The sequence below is a fragment of the Enterobacter sp. 04-C-12-SI-ECC genome (assembly GCF_047530715.1).
In the GTDB taxonomy this organism is placed as follows: domain Bacteria; phylum Pseudomonadota; class Gammaproteobacteria; order Enterobacterales; family Enterobacteriaceae; genus Enterobacter; species Enterobacter bugandensis.
Genome location: NZ_JBLKDI010000001.1, coordinates 568,335 through 583,590 on the forward strand (window position 1 = coordinate 568,335; position 15,256 = coordinate 583,590).

The window sequence follows — 15,256 nt, forward strand, 5'->3', positions numbered from 1 at the left end:
TATGGAAGCGCTATTTCACAACCCCAGCGGCCTGGCCTCCTGTATGAACTCAATCAGAAGGCGAAGCCCGGTCGGCAGTTGCCGGCGGCTTGAATAATAGATATAAAAACCTTCCTCCAGCGGGAACCATTCCGTAAGCACCAGGCGGAGCCGTCCATCCTTCACATAGGGTGCAACAAGAGGCTCCGGAAAATACATCAGGCCGGCCCCGCCTAATACGGCCACAAGACCCGTTTCAGCATGGTTGACCGTCACTGAGCCAGGCACAGTGATTTGGTACGTTTCGCCATCTCGCTCAAGTTCCCAGCGATAAATCCGATCGTCGCCGAGACGATTGCTTATACAGCGATGGTGTAACAAATCATCCGGATGTTCAGGCGTTCCGTAGCGTTCAAGGTAGTAAGGGGATGCTGCGATAACCCAGCGAATATCGGCAGATAAACGCCGGGCAACCATGTCTTCCGGGACGGTGCCACCATAGCGGATACCGGCATCGAAGCCCGCATCAGTGACGTCAACCATACGGTTGCTGGCCACAATATCGATTTCAATATCGGGATAGCGATCCATAAACGCAGGCATAACCGGCGCAAGCAAAAGATTGGCCGCTTCAACGGCTGCATTGATGCGGATACGCCCGGTAGGCGTATTACGATACCGGTTAAGCGATTCAAGCGCGCCTTCTATCTTGTCGAAAGGCTGAAGGACAGACTGAACCAGTTCTTCACCTGCAGCCGTAGGGGTAACGCTCTTGGTCGTGCGATTAAGCAGGCGAACCCCGAGCCGGGTTTCCAGTCCCTTCAGGGCATGACTAAGCGCTGATGCACTGACACCTAATTCAATCGCCGCACGGCTGAAACTGCGATGACGTGCAATAGCCATGAAATAAATGAGATCGGCGACATCAGCTCTGTTTATTTGCATACAGAATCGTTTTCCTTGTGCGTTAAGGACCGAATGCGTTGATACGGAAATGATATACACCATAGACCGACCAGGGCTAATCCGTTGCTGAATTTTTTTCACAAGTCCATCCACCCATCGCCTCTCACTGAACACATTGTGCTTCGTTATTCTTGAAAATTATGCGCTCTGGCCGTCAGTCAGGGCGGAACATTCACCTAACGGAGCCGTGTATGAACTATACGCATCTTGGCCGCACCGGCCTGAAAGTCAGCCGCCTTTGTCTCGGAACCATGAATTTTGGTGATGTCACCGACGAGAAAACCAGCGCCCGCATTCTGGATGAAGCGCTTGAGGCGGGTATCAATTTCATTGATACAGCAGACGTGTATGGCACCGAGCAATCACCCGATATCCAGCAAGGTTCGGGGCTGTCTGAAGAGATTATTGGTCGCTGGCTCCAGCAGGGTGGCCGCCGTGACCGTATCGTTCTGGCGACGAAAGCCTATCAGCCTATGGGACCGGGTCCGAACGATCGCCGTCTTTCTGCTTACCATATTCGCAAGGCCTGCGAGGACAGTTTGCGACGGCTTAAGACCGACCATATTGACGTCTATCAGATGCATCACATCGATCGTTATACACCATGGGAAGAGATCTGGCAGGCCATGGAACTCCTTGTTCAGCAGGGAAAAGTGCTTTATATCGGTAGTAGCAATTTCGCAGGCTGGGACATTGCGACTGCGCAGTCAGTTGCCACGGCCCGTCATTCCCTGGGCCTGGTTGCTGAGCAAAGTCTCTACAATTTGACTGCCCGAACCGTTGAGCTGGAGGTCATTCCCGCATGCCGTCATTTTGGCCTGGGACTGATTCCCTGGAGCCCACTTGCCGGAGGGTTGCTTGGCGGCGTACTGAAAAAGATGGCAAGCGGGCGCCGTGCAAGGCCCGCGTTTGCCCGTCTAATCGAACAGTATCGTCCGCAGCTGGAAGCCTACGAAGGATTATGTGAGGACCTCGGCGAAACCCCTTCCGATGTGGCGCTTGCCTGGCTCCTGCAGAATCCTGTGGTTACTGCTCCACTTATCGGGCCTCGTACGGTCGAACAACTCCAGCAGGCGCTTCACGCAACGACAATCACGCTATCAGACGACACCATGAGCTGTCTCGACGAAATCTGGCCCGGCCCCGGGGGAGAAGCGCCCCAGGCTTATGCCTGGTAATGACCAAATTAATGAATCCTTTCTTCGCTATAGGGAGTTCCAGTTTATGAGCAAGATGATGCATGACCAGCATTCTGCTTCCGTACCCGCTTCCCGGGATCGTCGCAATTTTCTGATCGCCGGCGCCGGTCTGGCGTTGGCCGCTACCACCCTTGGCAGGAGCGGTGCAGTGATGGCGAACCCGGCTGGTCAGGACTCGTCGAACGCCCCTTCGGATGCTGTTCCCGTCCAGAAGGAGACCTTAACCACGCGTAAACTCGGCTCGCTGGAGGTTTCCAGCATGGGACTAGGGTGTCTGCCCATGGTGGGGTATTACGGCGGTGGTCCGCGCGATCGCAAAGCCATGGTGTCGCTCATCCGGGCCGCCTTCGAACAAGGCATTACGTTCTTTGATACTGCCGAGGTGTATGGTCCCCATCTCAGTGAAGAATTTGTCGGGGAAGCACTGGCCCCCGTTCGCGATCGTGTGGTGATTGCCACTAAGTTCGGTTTCGGCGTGGAGGAGGGGAAGCCAACCTCCCTTAACAGCCATCCTGACCATATTCGCCGTGCCGTAGAGGGCTCGCTAAAGCGTCTGAAAACGGACCATATCGATCTGCTTTATCAGCATCGCCCCGATCCGAATGTGCCGATTGAGGATGTGGCGGAAACCGTGAAGGCGTTGATCCAGGAGGGTAAAGTGAAACACTGGGGGTTGTCGGAAGCGAGTGCCAGGACAATCCGCCGCGCACATGCGGTACTCCCTGTGACTGCAGTACAGAGTGAGTATGCCATGTGGTGGCGTGAACCGGAGACGCGGATATTTCCAACGCTCGAAGAGCTGGGTATCGGCTTTGTACCTTACTGCCCGACCGCCCGGAGTTTCCTTGCCGGGGCAGTCAATCCAGATCAGCGGTTCGACAGCACAGATCGGCGGCATAACCTGCCACGCTTCCAGCCCGATGCCCTGGCCAAAAACATGGTACTGCTTGAATTTGCGCAATCGTGGGCCCGCCGCAAAAACACCACTCCGGTTCAGTTCGCGCTGGCCTGGGTGATGGCACAACGGCCATGGATTGTCCCCATCCCGGGTACGACGCAATATCCGCACCTGATAGAAAATAGCGGTGCACCGCAAGTCCGGTTGACGGACAGCGAGTTACGCGAAATCGATGCAGCGCTTGCCAGGATCCCATTGCAGGGCGGTCGAGCAGATCCGTTTACCGAAAGTCAGTTTGATAAAAGTTAAACGGTGATGGCCACCTTTATACTTACTGTCACAGGGAGATTGTTGGTAAAGTCTCCCTGTCTGGCGATCCGACCCGGACATCAAGAGTTGTTCATTGTCACCAACAGCGGAACCGAACCAACGCCGGGCCAGGGTAGGGCATTAACAGTCCTGTATTGCTGAAGGAGGCGTGAGTGAAGGTGGCGTATCCGGAAGCGGGGGAATGATCCCGTCGACGGGGTGCGGCAGATAGCGTGCCTCGAGTTCCATGATTTCGGCGTCGCTAAGTGAAAAGTCCAGCGCGCTGATAGCCGTGGAAAGATGTTCTGGTTTCGTCGCGCCGATGATCGGTGCTGTGATGACCGTTTTTGATAGCAACCAGGCAATTGCAACATGGGCTCTTGGCACATGGTGCTTTTCAGCAATGCTGGCAACAACATCAATAACGGGCTTATCCAGAAGGGCTGCGTTCTCATACATTTTTAACGCAAAGGCATCGTTTTGCGTTCGTCGGGACGTGACACTCCAGTCGCGCGTGAGCCTGCCGCGTGCCATCGGACTCCAGGGGATCACACCAACGCCCTGGTCTTCACACAGGGGCAGCATCTCGCGCTCTTCTTCCCGGTAAAGCAGGTTGTATTGCGGTTGCATCGTAATAAATCGGGTCCAGCCGTTACGCTCTGCCGTATGCTGCATTTTTGCAAAGCGCCAGGCTTCCATAGATGATGCGCCGATGTAACGTACTTTTCCTGATTTAACGAGGTCATGCAGAGCCTCCATGGTCTCTTCAACAGGCGTGGAGTGGTCAAAGCGGTGAATCTGAAAGAGATCCACGTAATCCATGCCTAAGCGCATCAGGCTATCGTCAATAGACTGAAAAATGGCCTTGCGGGAAAGAAACCCGGTATTGGGGGAGTTGCGCCACGGAAAGAAGGTCTTTGTCGCCACAACGATCTCATCGCGTCTGGCCATTTCTCTCAGCGCTTTTCCAGTGATCTCTTCAGAACTTCCGCCCGAGTAGATATTCGCGGTATCAAAAAAATTAATGCCCGCTTCAAGCGCCTGACGAATGAGCGGACGTGACGCCTTTTCATCCAGGGACCAGGGTTGAGGCAAGCGTTCAGGTTCACCATAGCTCATACAACCGAGACAAAGACGGGAGACTTGCAAACCGCTACGACCCAGATTCACATACTTCATTCTGTGTTCCTTCTTTTATTGCCAGCAATTCTGTATGTGAAAGGGTATTGCACTGACATGAAGGGAACCAGCATGCGCCATCGAATGGTGTTATGAGTTTTTTTCACAGATGGGCGTAATCGTCAGTGGGTTTTACATACAAACTGCGTGGCCAACGGTGAATCCTCAAGACTGAGGAGGGATACCTCCTGAGGCACGGCAATAGTCTTATTTAACATAATATACATTATGCGCACCAACGTAATGCCAGTCAAAATCTGCCTTTCTACGGTCGTGATTGCCCCTGGTCATTGATAGCTTGTGAAATCCCAACTTCTACGTTTATCCAATGTTAAAAGACGTTTGATATACTCCTGGCTTTGACCACCGCTGCTGTAGACTTATGGAAATCGAACTCAATAAAAGCTTCAAAGAAAGGATTTTCCACGCTGTCATTTTTGAAGTGACGGCCAACGTTATCATCGCTCTGTCTCTTGCGTGGCTGATGAACGTTTCGGTACTCCAGTCGGGTTCGTTGTCGGTGATTTCTGCACTTACCGCAACGGTCTGGAATTTTGTCTTCAATAAGTTCTTTGACTCCCTTCAGAAAAAACATCAGTTTCAACGAACGTTTCTCGTTCGCGCCATCCATGCAGTTGGGTTTGAAACGGGCCTTATCATCTCCTTAATCCCTGTGGCCATGTTCATGCTGAATTTGACGATCGCGGAGGCATTTTTTGTTGAGATTGGCCTTGTACTGTTTTTCCTGCCATACACGATGCTTTTTAACTGGCTCTATGATTATCTGCGTTGGATATTCGTAGGGAGTAAACGGTCTGCTGTGTAGCGAGTATTGATATCTGTCACATTCGCAACCCCTTGATCGTGTTGGACTCCACTCTCTTTCTATACTTCTCATTTCACCATCACTTTTGAGGAGTCCATAATGTTTGATCATGTAAAATTCGGCGTCAGCGATTATGAGAAAAGTAAAACCTTCTTCCTCATGTCGCTTCAACCGCTCGGTGTCGAACTCGTCGATGAAGGCTCTCCTGACTATGGCGTCGAAATGAGTTCCGGCGATGTTTCTCTTTGCCTTTTTCAGTCGAATGATAAACCCGCTCCGCTTCATCTGGCCTTTGTGGCCACGACACGCCAGCAGGTTGATGACTTTTACCATGCCGCGCTGCGCGCAGGCGGACGCGACAATGGCGCACCGGGATTGCGCTCCTACGGTAAAAATTACTATGCCGCATTTGTCATTGCCCCTGATGGTCATAATATCGAAGCGGTATGCCATGCCCCCGAAGAAAGATAACTTAATTTCACCCGCTTGCGAGTACCCGCGCCAGCCAGTTTTCTGGCTGGCTCACGCTCAGGCCAATACGACCGATACCCCTTTTTCCGATACCGCATTGACCCAGTCGCGGTCGGTATCGCCTTCGACGACAATCGTATTCGCCAGCGCCACATCGCCAATAACAAATGATGACGCCGTATTTATTTTTTCCGGCGACGCCAGGACAACCGTCTCGGCGGCTCTGCCGGAAAATGCACGTTTGATGCACGCCTCTTCGAAATCTCCGGTCGTCAGCCCTGCTTCCGGATGGATACCGGTCACGCCCATAAAGAACAGATCCGCATGAATATTTTCGATACCTTCGATGGCCGCCGCGCCGACGGCGACAATCGAGTGTTTATATAAACGGCCGCCGATCAGAATCACCTCAATAAAAGGATGATTAACAAGCCCCAGGGCAATGCTCGGACTGTGCGTCACCACGGTAATACGCAGGTCTTGCGGTAAAAAAGCGAGCAATTCTGAAGTGGTCGTTCCACCGTCAACGATCACCACCTGGCCCGAAGAAATCAGCTGCGCCCCCTTCTGCGCCACCTTTCTTTTGGCATCCATTTTAACGAACTGTCGTTCCGCGAAAGGCACAGTGGCGGAAGACGACGGCAGCGCGCCGCCGTGAACCCGCTGTAAACGCCCTTCTGCCGCCAGCTCGCGCAAATCGCGTCGGATGGTGTCTTCAGAGACGTCGAAGAGAACGCTAAGCGCTTTTGACTGGACTTGACCTTCGGCACCGAGTTTTTCAAGGATCAACTGTTTTCGCTGACTGGTGAGCATGATGTATTCCTGATGTTGCATGTTTAATCTTGAAAATGCACGATAGTGCTGGTATTGATAGTTACTCTACGTAAGGAGGACGAAACGTGCAATCAAAACGTGCAGATGTGCGCATCATTGACAGTGAAACCCTGTCCGATAACTGGTACTTACTTAAAAAATATACCTTTGACCTGCAAAGACGCGATGGCGAATGGCAGCGGCAAACGCGTGAAGTTTATGACCGGGGGAACGGCGCTACGATCCTGCTCTACAACCGTGACCAAAAAACGGTGATTCTGACCCGCCAGTTCCGCTTCCCGGTCTTTATTAATGGCCATGAGGACAATCTGATTGAGGCGGCGGCCGGTCTGCTTGATAACATGGATCCGGAAAGCCGCATTAAAGCAGAGGCGGAAGAAGAGACCGGGTTTAACGTGTCGAGCGTGCAGAAAATCTTTGAAGCCTACATGAGCCCAGGCTCCGTCACGGAGAAACTCTATTTCTATCTTGCCGAGTATCAGCCGAAGGACAAAACCAGCGCAGGCGGCGGTATCAAAGCGGAGGGAGAAGATATCGACGTGCTGGAAATGCCCTTTGAAGAGGCCTTGCGGGGAATTGATACGGGCAAAATCGTCGACGGAAAAACCATCATGCTGCTCTACCATATTGCACTGAAAGGCCTTCTGTAACCTGCCGCTCGCCCGACGCCTGTCCCGGTGCAGGTGTCGGCCTGTGCTATCCTTGCTGAAACACGCAAAACGGAGATCTGAAGATGGCCGACTGGAACCCTTCGCTTTATCTGCAATACGGCGCTGAACGAACGCGCCCTGCCGCCGAGCTGCTTGCCAGAATTCCCCTGAGTGACGTTGCCACCATTGCCGATTTGGGCTGCGGGCCGGGAAACAGCACCGCGCTGTTGCAGCATCGCTGGCCAAAAGCGCAGATTGTCGGCGTCGATAACTCACCGGCTATGCTCGAAGAGGCGCGCAGCGCACTGCCCGACTGTCAGTTCGTTGAGGCCGATATCCGCCAGTTCAGGCCTGGCCAGCCGTTGAACCTCATCTATGCGAACGCATCCCTACAGTGGATACCTGACCATTACGATCTCCTGCCGCATCTGGCGTCACTGCTCGCGCTCAATGGCGTGCTGGCGATCCAGATGCCGGACAACTGGCTTGAGCCCACGCATGTGGCGATGCGTGAAGTGGCGCTGGAGCAAGGCTACCCGGACCGTGGGCGCGAGCCGCTGCCTGGCGTGCATGCCTATTACGATATCCTGTCGGAGGCCGGCTGCGATGTGGATATCTGGCGGACAACTTATTTCCATAAAATGAGTTCGCACCAGGCCATTATTGACTGGGTCAGCGCGACCGGTTTGCGCCCGTGGCTCCAGGAACTGAACGAGAGCGAGCAGCAACGTTTCCTGAAACGCTACCATGAACTGCTGGAAGAGCAGTATCCGCTCCAGGAAAACGGGCAGATACTGCTGGCTTTTCCTCGACTGTTTATGGTTGCCCAGCGTCAGCCCTGAATGGCGCTATGAACGGGCCTCTTTGAGCAGCTGCTGGATAACCTTTTCCTGCTGCTCATAATTCCCTTCGCCAAACGAGGTATAGCGTAGCTGACCTTTAGCATCGAAATAGTAGTGTGCGGGCCAGTACTGGTTGCCGAAAGCGTTCCAGATCTGATAGTTGTTGTCCGTCACAACCCGGTACGGCAGTTGCCATTTATTTACCGCGTCTTTCACCGAGGCGATCGGTTTCTCCCAGGGGTATTCAGGCGTGTGTACCCCTATGACGACCAGGCCCTGAGACTGGTATTTTGTTGCCCAGTCGCGCACGTGCGGAAGCGTATGCTGGCAGTTAATGCAGTCCCAGGTCCAGAAATCGATCAGAACCACCTTCCCGCGCAGTGATTCAGACGTGACAGGGTCACCATTTACCCACCCTGTTCCACCGCTTAATGAAGGCAGCTGGCTGCTGGGCTCGGTCATGACGACCGGTTGAAGCTTCGCCGGTTGCGCGGCGGGCTTTGCCAGATTCAGCAGCGCGGTTTCAAGACGATCCGCGACGCCGTTTGCGCCTTGCAGAACAGACGTCATCCCCGTTGCGTTAAAGACGACGGCCGCTAACATCACCACGCCTGCCCCCTGACGTAATTTTTCCATCAGCGCCGATCTTGCTCTCAGCGGCGCCATCAGCGTGCGGCCTCCGAAAACGAGAAGGCCCAGCATCAGCGCGCAGCCGCTACCATAGGCGGCCAGCAAGGCTCCTGTGGCAATGGCCGAGTGTCCGGCAATATTGATGCTGAAAATGGCGCCCAGAATCGGTCCCGCGCAGGGAGACCAGAGCAGCCCGACGGCAAGCCCGGCCAGAAAAGCCGATGCCATACCACGCGTTTGCCCGCTTCGGGTGTTGAGGACATTTCCCGCGCTGACTGCCGGCCCGGCGATACGCTGGGCAAAGGCCGGAAAAATTAAGGCCAGCGCGGCCGTGGCCAGGACGATAAGCGCGATCCAGCGCCCGACGATAGTTGCCTCTGCTATCCACTCGCTGGTGACGGTGACGACCATCGCCACCAGTGTGAACATGACGATCATCCCCGCGAGCAGCGCCAGAATATGTCGCCGCTGCCCCTGAAAACCGGCGAACAGGAGAGGAATTACCGGGAGCGTACATGGACTGAGCAGGCTTATCATCCCGCCCAGGAAAGCAATTATCAGAAACATAGACACCTCACAATACAAGTCCTGCGACGCTGCAGTGAGGCTATTTCATCGTGCGGATGTGTTCAGGATATGTGTAAAAGCGTGGGTTTTTGTCTGGCTCTGTATCGGCCACGCGGGGAGATACAGAACCGTACAATTAAAGGCGCGGGAGAGTAATCGAAACGTCCAGCCCGCCCTCTGCGCGGTTCTCCAGCTTTAGCTTTCCGTCCAGCTGAGCGGTGAGCTGCGCTGCGATCGCCAGGCCGAGCCCTGTCCCGCCGGTGTCGCGGTTGCGTGATGTTTCCACCCGATAAAACGGCTGTAATACCGCCTCCAGCTCGGCATCCGGTATCCCAGGCCCGCCGTCCATGATGTGAATCACCACCTCTCCGGCAGTCGAGTCATCAATGCTAATGGTGGCATAGTCGCCAAATTTCAGGGCGTTATCCAGCAGGTTGGTCATCACCCGGCGCAGCGCCTGTGGACGCGTGACGATGGGCAAACGGTTTTCGCCTGCCTGAAACTGCACGTTTTTACCGATGTCCTGATAATCGCAGGCGATGCTGTTTATCCAGGCGTTCAGCTCCAGCTTCAGCGAGGTCTCTTCCAGTGATTCTGATGACCGGGCATACGCAATACCCTCCCGCACAAGACGCGACATGTTATCAAGGTCGTTTAAGAGCTTGTCGCGCAGGTCAGGCTGATCCGCCATTTCAACACGAAGCTTCATGCGGGTAATGGGCGTCTGGAGATCGTGCGATATGGATGCCAGGATCTGCGCCCGCTCCCTGAGATAGGACTGAATGCGCGCCTGCATCGCGTTGAAGGCATGTGCTGCCCGCTGCACCTCGACCGGCCCCTTTTCCGTCATTGGCGTGTTGGCGGCCGGGTCCAGGGAGTCTACCGCGCGGGTAAACTGTGAAAAAGGCCGTATCACCTGGCGTACGGCGATCCAGGAGCAGGCAGCCAGCACGAGCAACTGCAGAATAAGAACAACGGGCAGCCAGCTGGCGACCGGCGGCATCCGAGGGATCAGGTCAATGGTCAGCGGCGCGCCATCATGTAGCGTGAGATGCGCCTGGATATGTGAAATGGCGCCGGGAACGGCGGTGAAACTTAGCGGGTACTGTTCCGCAAGCGTCGCTTTTAAGGTTCGGATGGCGTCCCGGGAACGCTTGTCCGTCGGCGCGTTCCCGGGCTCTCCCGGCCCCAGAATATAGCGGTAGTTACCCCGTTCAAGGCGCGGCAACCAGGCCGCGCGCTCGCTGGCGGGTAAGCGGTCTAAAATAGCCACGCTGGTCGCGACATCGTATTCCAGATTACCGAGCATCACCGTTCGGGCACTGTGCATTCGCTCTATCATAACCAGCGTCAGGCTCAGGGCATTGGCCAGTAACAGGCCGGGCAGCACGACGATCAGTAGGCGGGCCAGCAGCGAGCGAGGCCAGAGCGTCATTCGTTAGCCTCTTTGATGGTGACCGGCATGGTAAACACATATCCCTCGCTGCGCACGGTTTTGATATACGCGGGCGTGCGGGCATCTTCATTCAGACGCTGGCGAACCCGGCTAACCAGCAGGTCGATTGAGCGTTCAAACAGCTCGGCGTCACGCCCCTGCGTCAGGTTGAGCAGCTGATCGCGGGTCAGCACCCGCTGCGGGTGGTCAAGGAAAACGCGCAGCAGGCGATACTCCGCCCCGCTGAGCGCCACAATCACCCCTTCCGGGTCGATCAGGTGGCGGGCAACGGTGTCGAGCTGCCATTCGCCGAACGTCACCAGCCGCCCTGCTTCCGTCACCTGTAAATTGGGCGGCATCGTGCGAAAACGGCGTAAAATCGCTTTGATACGCGCCAGCAATTCTCGCGCGACGAAAGGCTTTACGACGTAATCGTCGGCTCCCATTTCCAGACCCAGGATCCTGTCCGTCTCCTCGTTGCGCGCCGTCAGCATCAGGATGGGCAGATCTTTATATTTCCCGACGCGTAATTGCCGACACAGCGTAAGCCCGTCGTCGCCGGGCATCATAACGTCCAGCACCACCAGGTCGATATGCTGCTTGTCCAGCACGACGCGCATCTCTTTCCCGTTTGCCGCGCCGGAGGCGCGATAACCGGACTTAACGAGATAGTCGATAATCAGTTCACGAATATCCCTGTCGTCATCGACGACAAGGATATGATCAATATGCTCCACCGAAATCTCCAGACCGAAGGGTAACGTACTGAAAATAGCACATTTCAGAGTTTGTCAGCGTCAACTACTGCCTTGACGAAATCCTGCGGATCTTCCTGAGGCGGATTGTGCCCCACGGTTGCGCCGAAGGTACGGTGTTCATACTTACCGGTGAACTTACCCGCGTAGGCCTGCGGTACCGGATGCGGCGCCCCGTTGTTTCCGCCTTCGATGGTGATCGTCGGAACGGTGATATTCGGCAGCGTGGCCAGTTTTTGCTCGTAGGCGTCGTATTTGCGCTCGCCTTTTTCCAGCCCTAAGCGCCAGCGATAGTTGCTGAGCGTTATCGCAACGTGATCCGGGTTATCAAGGGATTTGGCGCTGGCGTTAAAGACAGCGTCGCTAAATTTCCAGTCAGGTGAGGCCTGAGACCAGATCAAACGAGCGAAGTCATGCGTGTTTTTGGCATAGCCTTCAGCGCCGCGCTCGGTGGCGAAATAGAACTGATACCACCACTGCTGCTCCGCTTTTGGCGGCAACGGCTGTTTACCAATCTGCTGGCTGCTGATGAGATAACCGCTTACCGAAACGAGCGACTTAACGCGCTCTGGCCACAGCGCCGCAACGATATCGGCCGTACGGGCACCCCAGTCATAGCCTGCAAACACCGCCTGCTTGATATTCAGGGCGTCCATCAGGTTCACGATATCTTTCGCCATCGCGGAAGGCTGACCGTTGCGCGGCGTTTTTGCCGACAGGAAGCGCGTAGTACCGTAGCCGCGCAGAGAAGGCACAATCACGCGATAGCCTTTTGCCGCCAGCGCTGGCGCGACTTCAGCGTAGCTGTGAATATCGTAGGGCCAGCCGTGTAACAGAATGACCGGTTGGCCGTCTTTAGGACCAATGTCGACATACCCGACGTTAAGATCGCCGGCGTTAATTTGCTGTGGACGATCGAAAGCCGCCGCGAAGTTAGTGCCGGTGACTTCGGCCTGACATGACATGACATGACGGTGCCAAGGGAAACGGTGAGAGCAAGCGTTGAATAAGCGAGTTTGCTGAACATGTTGGTATCTCCGGTTGAGTACAATTCACGGGGATATAACAACAGTTCAATGTATAGCGGATATGTGCGGAAACGCGTTTATTGCAAGCCTGTGTATGTATCTGGAACACGGATACAGTGTGATACAAACACAGGCTGCTGCCTTAAAGGGAGAGACGATAGCGAACGTAATCGTCAGCGTCACCGTATCGATCGTAGAGTTTACGTGCCGGATTGTTCTCCCGGGTAACCCAGTAGAGCTTTGACCACCCTTCGCGCTTGCCTTCCGCTATCAAGGCATCAATCAGCGCCTTACCCGCTCCCGCGCCGCGCTCGGCTGCATCAACAAACAGATCTTCCAGGTAGCAGATGGGCGCGGTTGACCAGGTTCCTTCGTGCAGAACACACATAGCGAAACCGATGACCTTTGCGTCTTTCTCTACCACGCGGCAGAACATCGGTGAATGCGTTGAGAGCGCCCTTTCCCATGTCGATGCGGTAACGGACTCCTCAAGGTAGCAATCATAAAAATGGGTATAGCCATCCCACAGCGGTCGCCACTGGGGATAGTCGTCTTCGCGTAGAGGTCTTACCGTGACAGCCATGCGTTCCTCACATTACAAGTCGATTGCCATTTCAAAACAGCGTAAATCAGCCCCCGCCATACGCGAGTGATGATAGTTTTCGCGCAACGTCACAAACCCCAGCTTCTGATAAAAGGAGTGGGCGTTAGGCGTTGCATCCAGCCTCAGGCGGGTTATCCCCCGGCTGCGCGCCTCGTGTGTAAGCGCTTCGATAATTCGGGTCGCCATGCCTTTTCCGGTGGCTGAAGGCAAGGTGAATATGGCCTCCAGGCAATGAGTATCGAGATCCAGATAGCCGGTAGCCGCAATGACGCCCTTCTCGTCTTCCACCACGTAAAAAGGGTAATCGATGACCATTTGACGGTAATGCTCGGGCATAAGATCCGGCGTCCAGCGTGCAATCACGTCAGCGTCGTAGCTGGTTTTGCAGCCGTGACGAATCGCCTGATTGCGTATATTCCAGAGTATTTCGGCTTCCAGTGGATGAGCAGTTCGTAACGTCATATCACCTCTTCAATATTTCGCCATTAAAGAGACGTTGCCCATTTTTGGTAGTGAATAACCACAGCACGCCTCACCAGAATGTGATAGAGATGAAAATACCAGAACGCAAACAAAAACATAACGCTTAAATAAGGAGATCCGCAGATGACAATACCGACCCTCACGACAGAACGTCTCCTGCTGAAACCGCTGGTCGCCGAAGATGCGGTTCAGATTCAAAAGCTGTATCCGCGCTGGGAGATCGTTCGCTATTTGGTCTCTTCCGTGCCCTGGCCCTACCCGGATAATGGCGCGGAAAACTATGTGAATAACGTCGCGCTGCCGGATATGGCAAAAGGGATAGCCTGGATCTGGAGCATCCGCCGTCGTGAGGTGCCGGATGCGTTGATGGGGATTATCTGTCTGTACGATGTTGACGATAATAACCGCGGATTCTGGCTGGCGCCGGAGTTTCAGGGACAGGGATATATGCGTGAGGCCAGCATTGCCGCGACGGATTACTGGTTTAATACGCTCAACAAACCCGTTTTGCGGGCGCCGAAGGCCGCCGCGAACAGCCGCTCCCGTCGTATTTCAGACAGCAGCGGCATGCGGCTAATCAGAACGGAAAAGAAAGCCTACGTCAGCGGGATATTGGACTCCGAACTGTGGGAGATCACTCGCGACGAGTGGAACGCCCATCAGGTCAGCTGATAGTACTTATCCGGCATCAGCCTTTCCGGAATGTTCTCTTCATCGTTCATCTGCAGCAGATCGCGTTCCATCATGTTGCAGATGGCGTCCAGCGGAAGGTCGTTATCTTCTGTGCCAAACGGGTCTTCCAGCTCTTCCGCCAGGGTGTCCAGCGAGATAAAGGTGTATGAGATCAGCGCCGAGACAAACGGCGTCATGTAGTGCAGATCCACAACCAGCGCGAACGGCAGCATGATGCAAAACAGATACACCGTGCGGTGCAAAATCAGCGTATAGGCAAACGGCACTGGCGTTGTCGCAATCCGTTCACAGCCGGAAAGGACGATGGACATATCGTTCAGGCGGTTGTTAAGGCTGTGGAACAGGATGTCCGAAAGCTGCCCGTTACGCCGCCGCACGGCCAGCCACTCCCCCATGACCAGCAAAATACGGTTCGCCGGCGAGTTGGCGCCCATTACCTGAGCTAAAACGTCCGGGGCAAGATAGCGAGAGAGCTGGTCAGCGTTCATTTCCCGGCGCAGGGTCATGCGCAGGCAGTTGGCAAAGGCGATCTGCAGGCGGACAAATTCCCCCAGGTGCTTATCGTCCGGCAAGGTGTTTTTTACCTCGCGAAACAGCGAGCGTGCCGCTATCATCAGTTGCCCCCACAGCTGGCGAGCCTCAACGTAGCGTGAATAGCAGGCGTTGTTTCTGAAACCAAGAAAGATTGCGATCGCCACGCCGAGAATGCTAAATGGCGCCACGGTAAATTTGATGCCCAGCGAGGTATACCACGGCAGCATCAGGATAACGGCGATAGAAAGCAGGAAGTTGAGCAGCAGTCGGGTATAGATTTTGGGGAGTACCGAACCGTGCCAGACAAAAATCAGTTGTAGCCAGTGCTGTTTAGGACGAACAATCATAGTGAGTTTCAGGCAAGAAAAGAGCGT

At 54.7% G+C, this 15,256-nt stretch carries 16 protein-coding genes and 1 pseudogene; 7 read left to right on the plus strand and 10 right to left on the minus strand.

Annotated features, from left to right (window positions below; all coding sequences use genetic code 11):
• Positions 1-15: 15 nt before the first annotated feature.
• Positions 16-924: a LysR family transcriptional regulator gene (locus tag ACMWL8_RS02760; protein ID WP_045260529.1), complete on the minus strand. Its 909-nt coding sequence runs from the start codon at positions 922-924 to the stop codon at positions 16-18.
• A gap of 212 nt (positions 925-1,136) precedes the next feature.
• Between ACMWL8_RS02760 and ACMWL8_RS02765 the strand changes: the two genes are divergently transcribed.
• Together ACMWL8_RS02765 and ACMWL8_RS02770 are read left to right on the plus strand one after the other, a co-directional pair.
• Positions 1,137-2,123: an aldo/keto reductase gene (locus ACMWL8_RS02765; RefSeq protein WP_045260528.1), complete on the plus strand. Its 987-nt coding sequence runs from the start codon at positions 1,137-1,139 to the stop codon at positions 2,121-2,123.
• 46 nt (positions 2,124-2,169) lie between these two features.
• Positions 2,170-3,351, plus strand: a complete 1,182-nt coding sequence (locus ACMWL8_RS02770; protein ID WP_045260683.1) for an aldo/keto reductase — start codon at positions 2,170-2,172, stop codon at positions 3,349-3,351.
• Positions 3,352-3,492: 141 nt separating this feature from the next.
• Here ACMWL8_RS02770 and ACMWL8_RS02775 read toward each other — a convergent pair whose 3' ends face one another.
• Positions 3,493-4,530, minus strand: a complete 1,038-nt coding sequence (locus tag ACMWL8_RS02775; protein ID WP_045260527.1) for an aldo/keto reductase — start codon at positions 4,528-4,530, stop codon at positions 3,493-3,495.
• Between the two features lie 382 nt (positions 4,531-4,912).
• Between ACMWL8_RS02775 and ACMWL8_RS02780 the strand changes: the two genes are divergently transcribed.
• Positions 4,913-5,356: a PACE efflux transporter gene (locus tag ACMWL8_RS02780; RefSeq protein WP_045260526.1), complete on the plus strand. Its 444-nt coding sequence runs from the start codon at positions 4,913-4,915 to the stop codon at positions 5,354-5,356.
• A 99-nt stretch (positions 5,357-5,455) separates the two neighbouring features.
• On the plus strand, positions 5,456-5,827 hold the full coding sequence (locus ACMWL8_RS02785; protein WP_028013164.1) for a VOC family protein: 372 nt from the start codon (positions 5,456-5,458) through the stop codon (positions 5,825-5,827).
• 57 nt (positions 5,828-5,884) lie between these two features.
• Here the strand turns inward: ACMWL8_RS02785 and ACMWL8_RS02790 are convergent, their stop codons facing one another.
• Complete coding sequence (locus ACMWL8_RS02790) at positions 5,885-6,640, minus strand: DeoR/GlpR family DNA-binding transcription regulator (protein ID WP_045260525.1); 756 nt, start codon at positions 6,638-6,640, stop codon at positions 5,885-5,887.
• A gap of 86 nt (positions 6,641-6,726) precedes the next feature.
• Between ACMWL8_RS02790 and ACMWL8_RS02795 the strand changes: the two genes are divergently transcribed.
• Together ACMWL8_RS02795 and tam are read left to right on the plus strand one after the other, a co-directional pair.
• Complete coding sequence (locus ACMWL8_RS02795) at positions 6,727-7,311, plus strand: NUDIX domain-containing protein (RefSeq protein WP_045260524.1); 585 nt, start codon at positions 6,727-6,729, stop codon at positions 7,309-7,311.
• 83 nt (positions 7,312-7,394) lie between these two features.
• Positions 7,395-8,153, plus strand: a complete 759-nt coding sequence (gene tam / locus ACMWL8_RS02800; protein WP_045260523.1) for a trans-aconitate 2-methyltransferase — start codon at positions 7,395-7,397, stop codon at positions 8,151-8,153.
• A 6-nt stretch (positions 8,154-8,159) separates the two neighbouring features.
• Here the strand turns inward: tam and ACMWL8_RS02805 are convergent, their stop codons facing one another.
• From ACMWL8_RS02805 to ACMWL8_RS02830, 6 genes and pseudogenes are all read right to left on the minus strand, one after another.
• Entirely contained in the window at positions 8,160-9,350 is a 1,191-nt protein-coding gene (locus ACMWL8_RS02805; protein WP_045260522.1) for a cytochrome c biogenesis protein/redoxin, read from the minus strand.
• 136 nt (positions 9,351-9,486) lie between these two features.
• Positions 9,487-10,785: an ATP-binding protein gene (locus ACMWL8_RS02810; RefSeq protein ID WP_045260521.1), complete on the minus strand. Its 1,299-nt coding sequence runs from the start codon at positions 10,783-10,785 to the stop codon at positions 9,487-9,489.
• Positions 10,782-11,522 (minus strand): response regulator, encoded by a 741-nt coding sequence (locus ACMWL8_RS02815; protein WP_028013158.1) that lies wholly within the window; start codon positions 11,520-11,522, stop codon positions 10,782-10,784. Before ACMWL8_RS02815 ends, ACMWL8_RS02810 begins: the two co-directional genes overlap by 4 nt.
• Positions 11,523-11,566: 44 nt before the next feature.
• Positions 11,567-12,567 (minus strand): annotated as a pseudogene (locus ACMWL8_RS02820) (alpha/beta fold hydrolase).
• Positions 12,568-12,710: 143 nt separating this feature from the next.
• Positions 12,711-13,151 (minus strand): GNAT family N-acetyltransferase, encoded by a 441-nt coding sequence (locus tag ACMWL8_RS02825; RefSeq protein WP_041909975.1) that lies wholly within the window; start codon positions 13,149-13,151, stop codon positions 12,711-12,713.
• 12 nt (positions 13,152-13,163) lie between these two features.
• The gene (locus ACMWL8_RS02830; protein WP_045260519.1) at positions 13,164-13,634 is read right to left on the minus strand and encodes a GNAT family N-acetyltransferase; all 471 of its coding nucleotides are present in this window, start codon (positions 13,632-13,634) and stop codon (positions 13,164-13,166) included.
• A gap of 144 nt (positions 13,635-13,778) precedes the next feature.
• Here ACMWL8_RS02830 and ACMWL8_RS02835 point away from each other — a divergent pair, with 144 nt between their 5' ends.
• Positions 13,779-14,327, plus strand: coding sequence for a GNAT family N-acetyltransferase (locus ACMWL8_RS02835; protein WP_028013154.1), 549 nt, complete (start codon positions 13,779-13,781; stop codon positions 14,325-14,327).
• Here the strand turns inward: ACMWL8_RS02835 and ACMWL8_RS02840 are convergent.
• A complete protein-coding gene (locus ACMWL8_RS02840) occupies positions 14,315-15,229 on the minus strand; it encodes a bestrophin family protein (protein ID WP_045260518.1) in 915 nt (304 codons plus the stop codon). The genes ACMWL8_RS02835 and ACMWL8_RS02840 overlap by 13 nt on opposite strands.
• Between the last annotated feature and the right edge of the window lie 27 nt (positions 15,230-15,256).

Coding starts and splice junctions, on each gene's coding strand:
- ACMWL8_RS02760 (WP_045260529.1), bottom strand. CDS start 924: ATGCAAATAAACAGAGCTGATGTCGCCGATCTCATTTATTTCATGGCT.
- ACMWL8_RS02765 (WP_045260528.1), top strand. CDS start 1,137: ATGAACTATACGCATCTTGGCCGCACCGGCCTGAAAGTCAGCCGCCTT.
- ACMWL8_RS02770 (WP_045260683.1), top strand. CDS start 2,170: ATGAGCAAGATGATGCATGACCAGCATTCTGCTTCCGTACCCGCTTCC.
- ACMWL8_RS02775 (WP_045260527.1), bottom strand. CDS start 4,530: ATGAAGTATGTGAATCTGGGTCGTAGCGGTTTGCAAGTCTCCCGTCTT.
- ACMWL8_RS02780 (WP_045260526.1), top strand. CDS start 4,913: ATGGAAATCGAACTCAATAAAAGCTTCAAAGAAAGGATTTTCCACGCT.
- ACMWL8_RS02785 (WP_028013164.1), top strand. CDS start 5,456: ATGTTTGATCATGTAAAATTCGGCGTCAGCGATTATGAGAAAAGTAAA.
- ACMWL8_RS02790 (WP_045260525.1), bottom strand. CDS start 6,640: ATGCTCACCAGTCAGCGAAAACAGTTGATCCTTGAAAAACTCGGTGCC.
- tam (WP_045260523.1), top strand. CDS start 7,395: ATGGCCGACTGGAACCCTTCGCTTTATCTGCAATACGGCGCTGAACGA.
- ACMWL8_RS02805 (WP_045260522.1), bottom strand. CDS start 9,350: ATGTTTCTGATAATTGCTTTCCTGGGCGGGATGATAAGCCTGCTCAGT.
- ACMWL8_RS02810 (WP_045260521.1), bottom strand. CDS start 10,785: ATGACGCTCTGGCCTCGCTCGCTGCTGGCCCGCCTACTGATCGTCGTG.
- ACMWL8_RS02825 (WP_041909975.1), bottom strand. CDS start 13,151: ATGGCTGTCACGGTAAGACCTCTACGCGAAGACGACTATCCCCAGTGG.
- ACMWL8_RS02830 (WP_045260519.1), bottom strand. CDS start 13,634: ATGACGTTACGAACTGCTCATCCACTGGAAGCCGAAATACTCTGGAAT.
- ACMWL8_RS02835 (WP_028013154.1), top strand. CDS start 13,779: ATGACAATACCGACCCTCACGACAGAACGTCTCCTGCTGAAACCGCTG.
- ACMWL8_RS02840 (WP_045260518.1), bottom strand. CDS start 15,229: ATGATTGTTCGTCCTAAACAGCACTGGCTACAACTGATTTTTGTCTGG.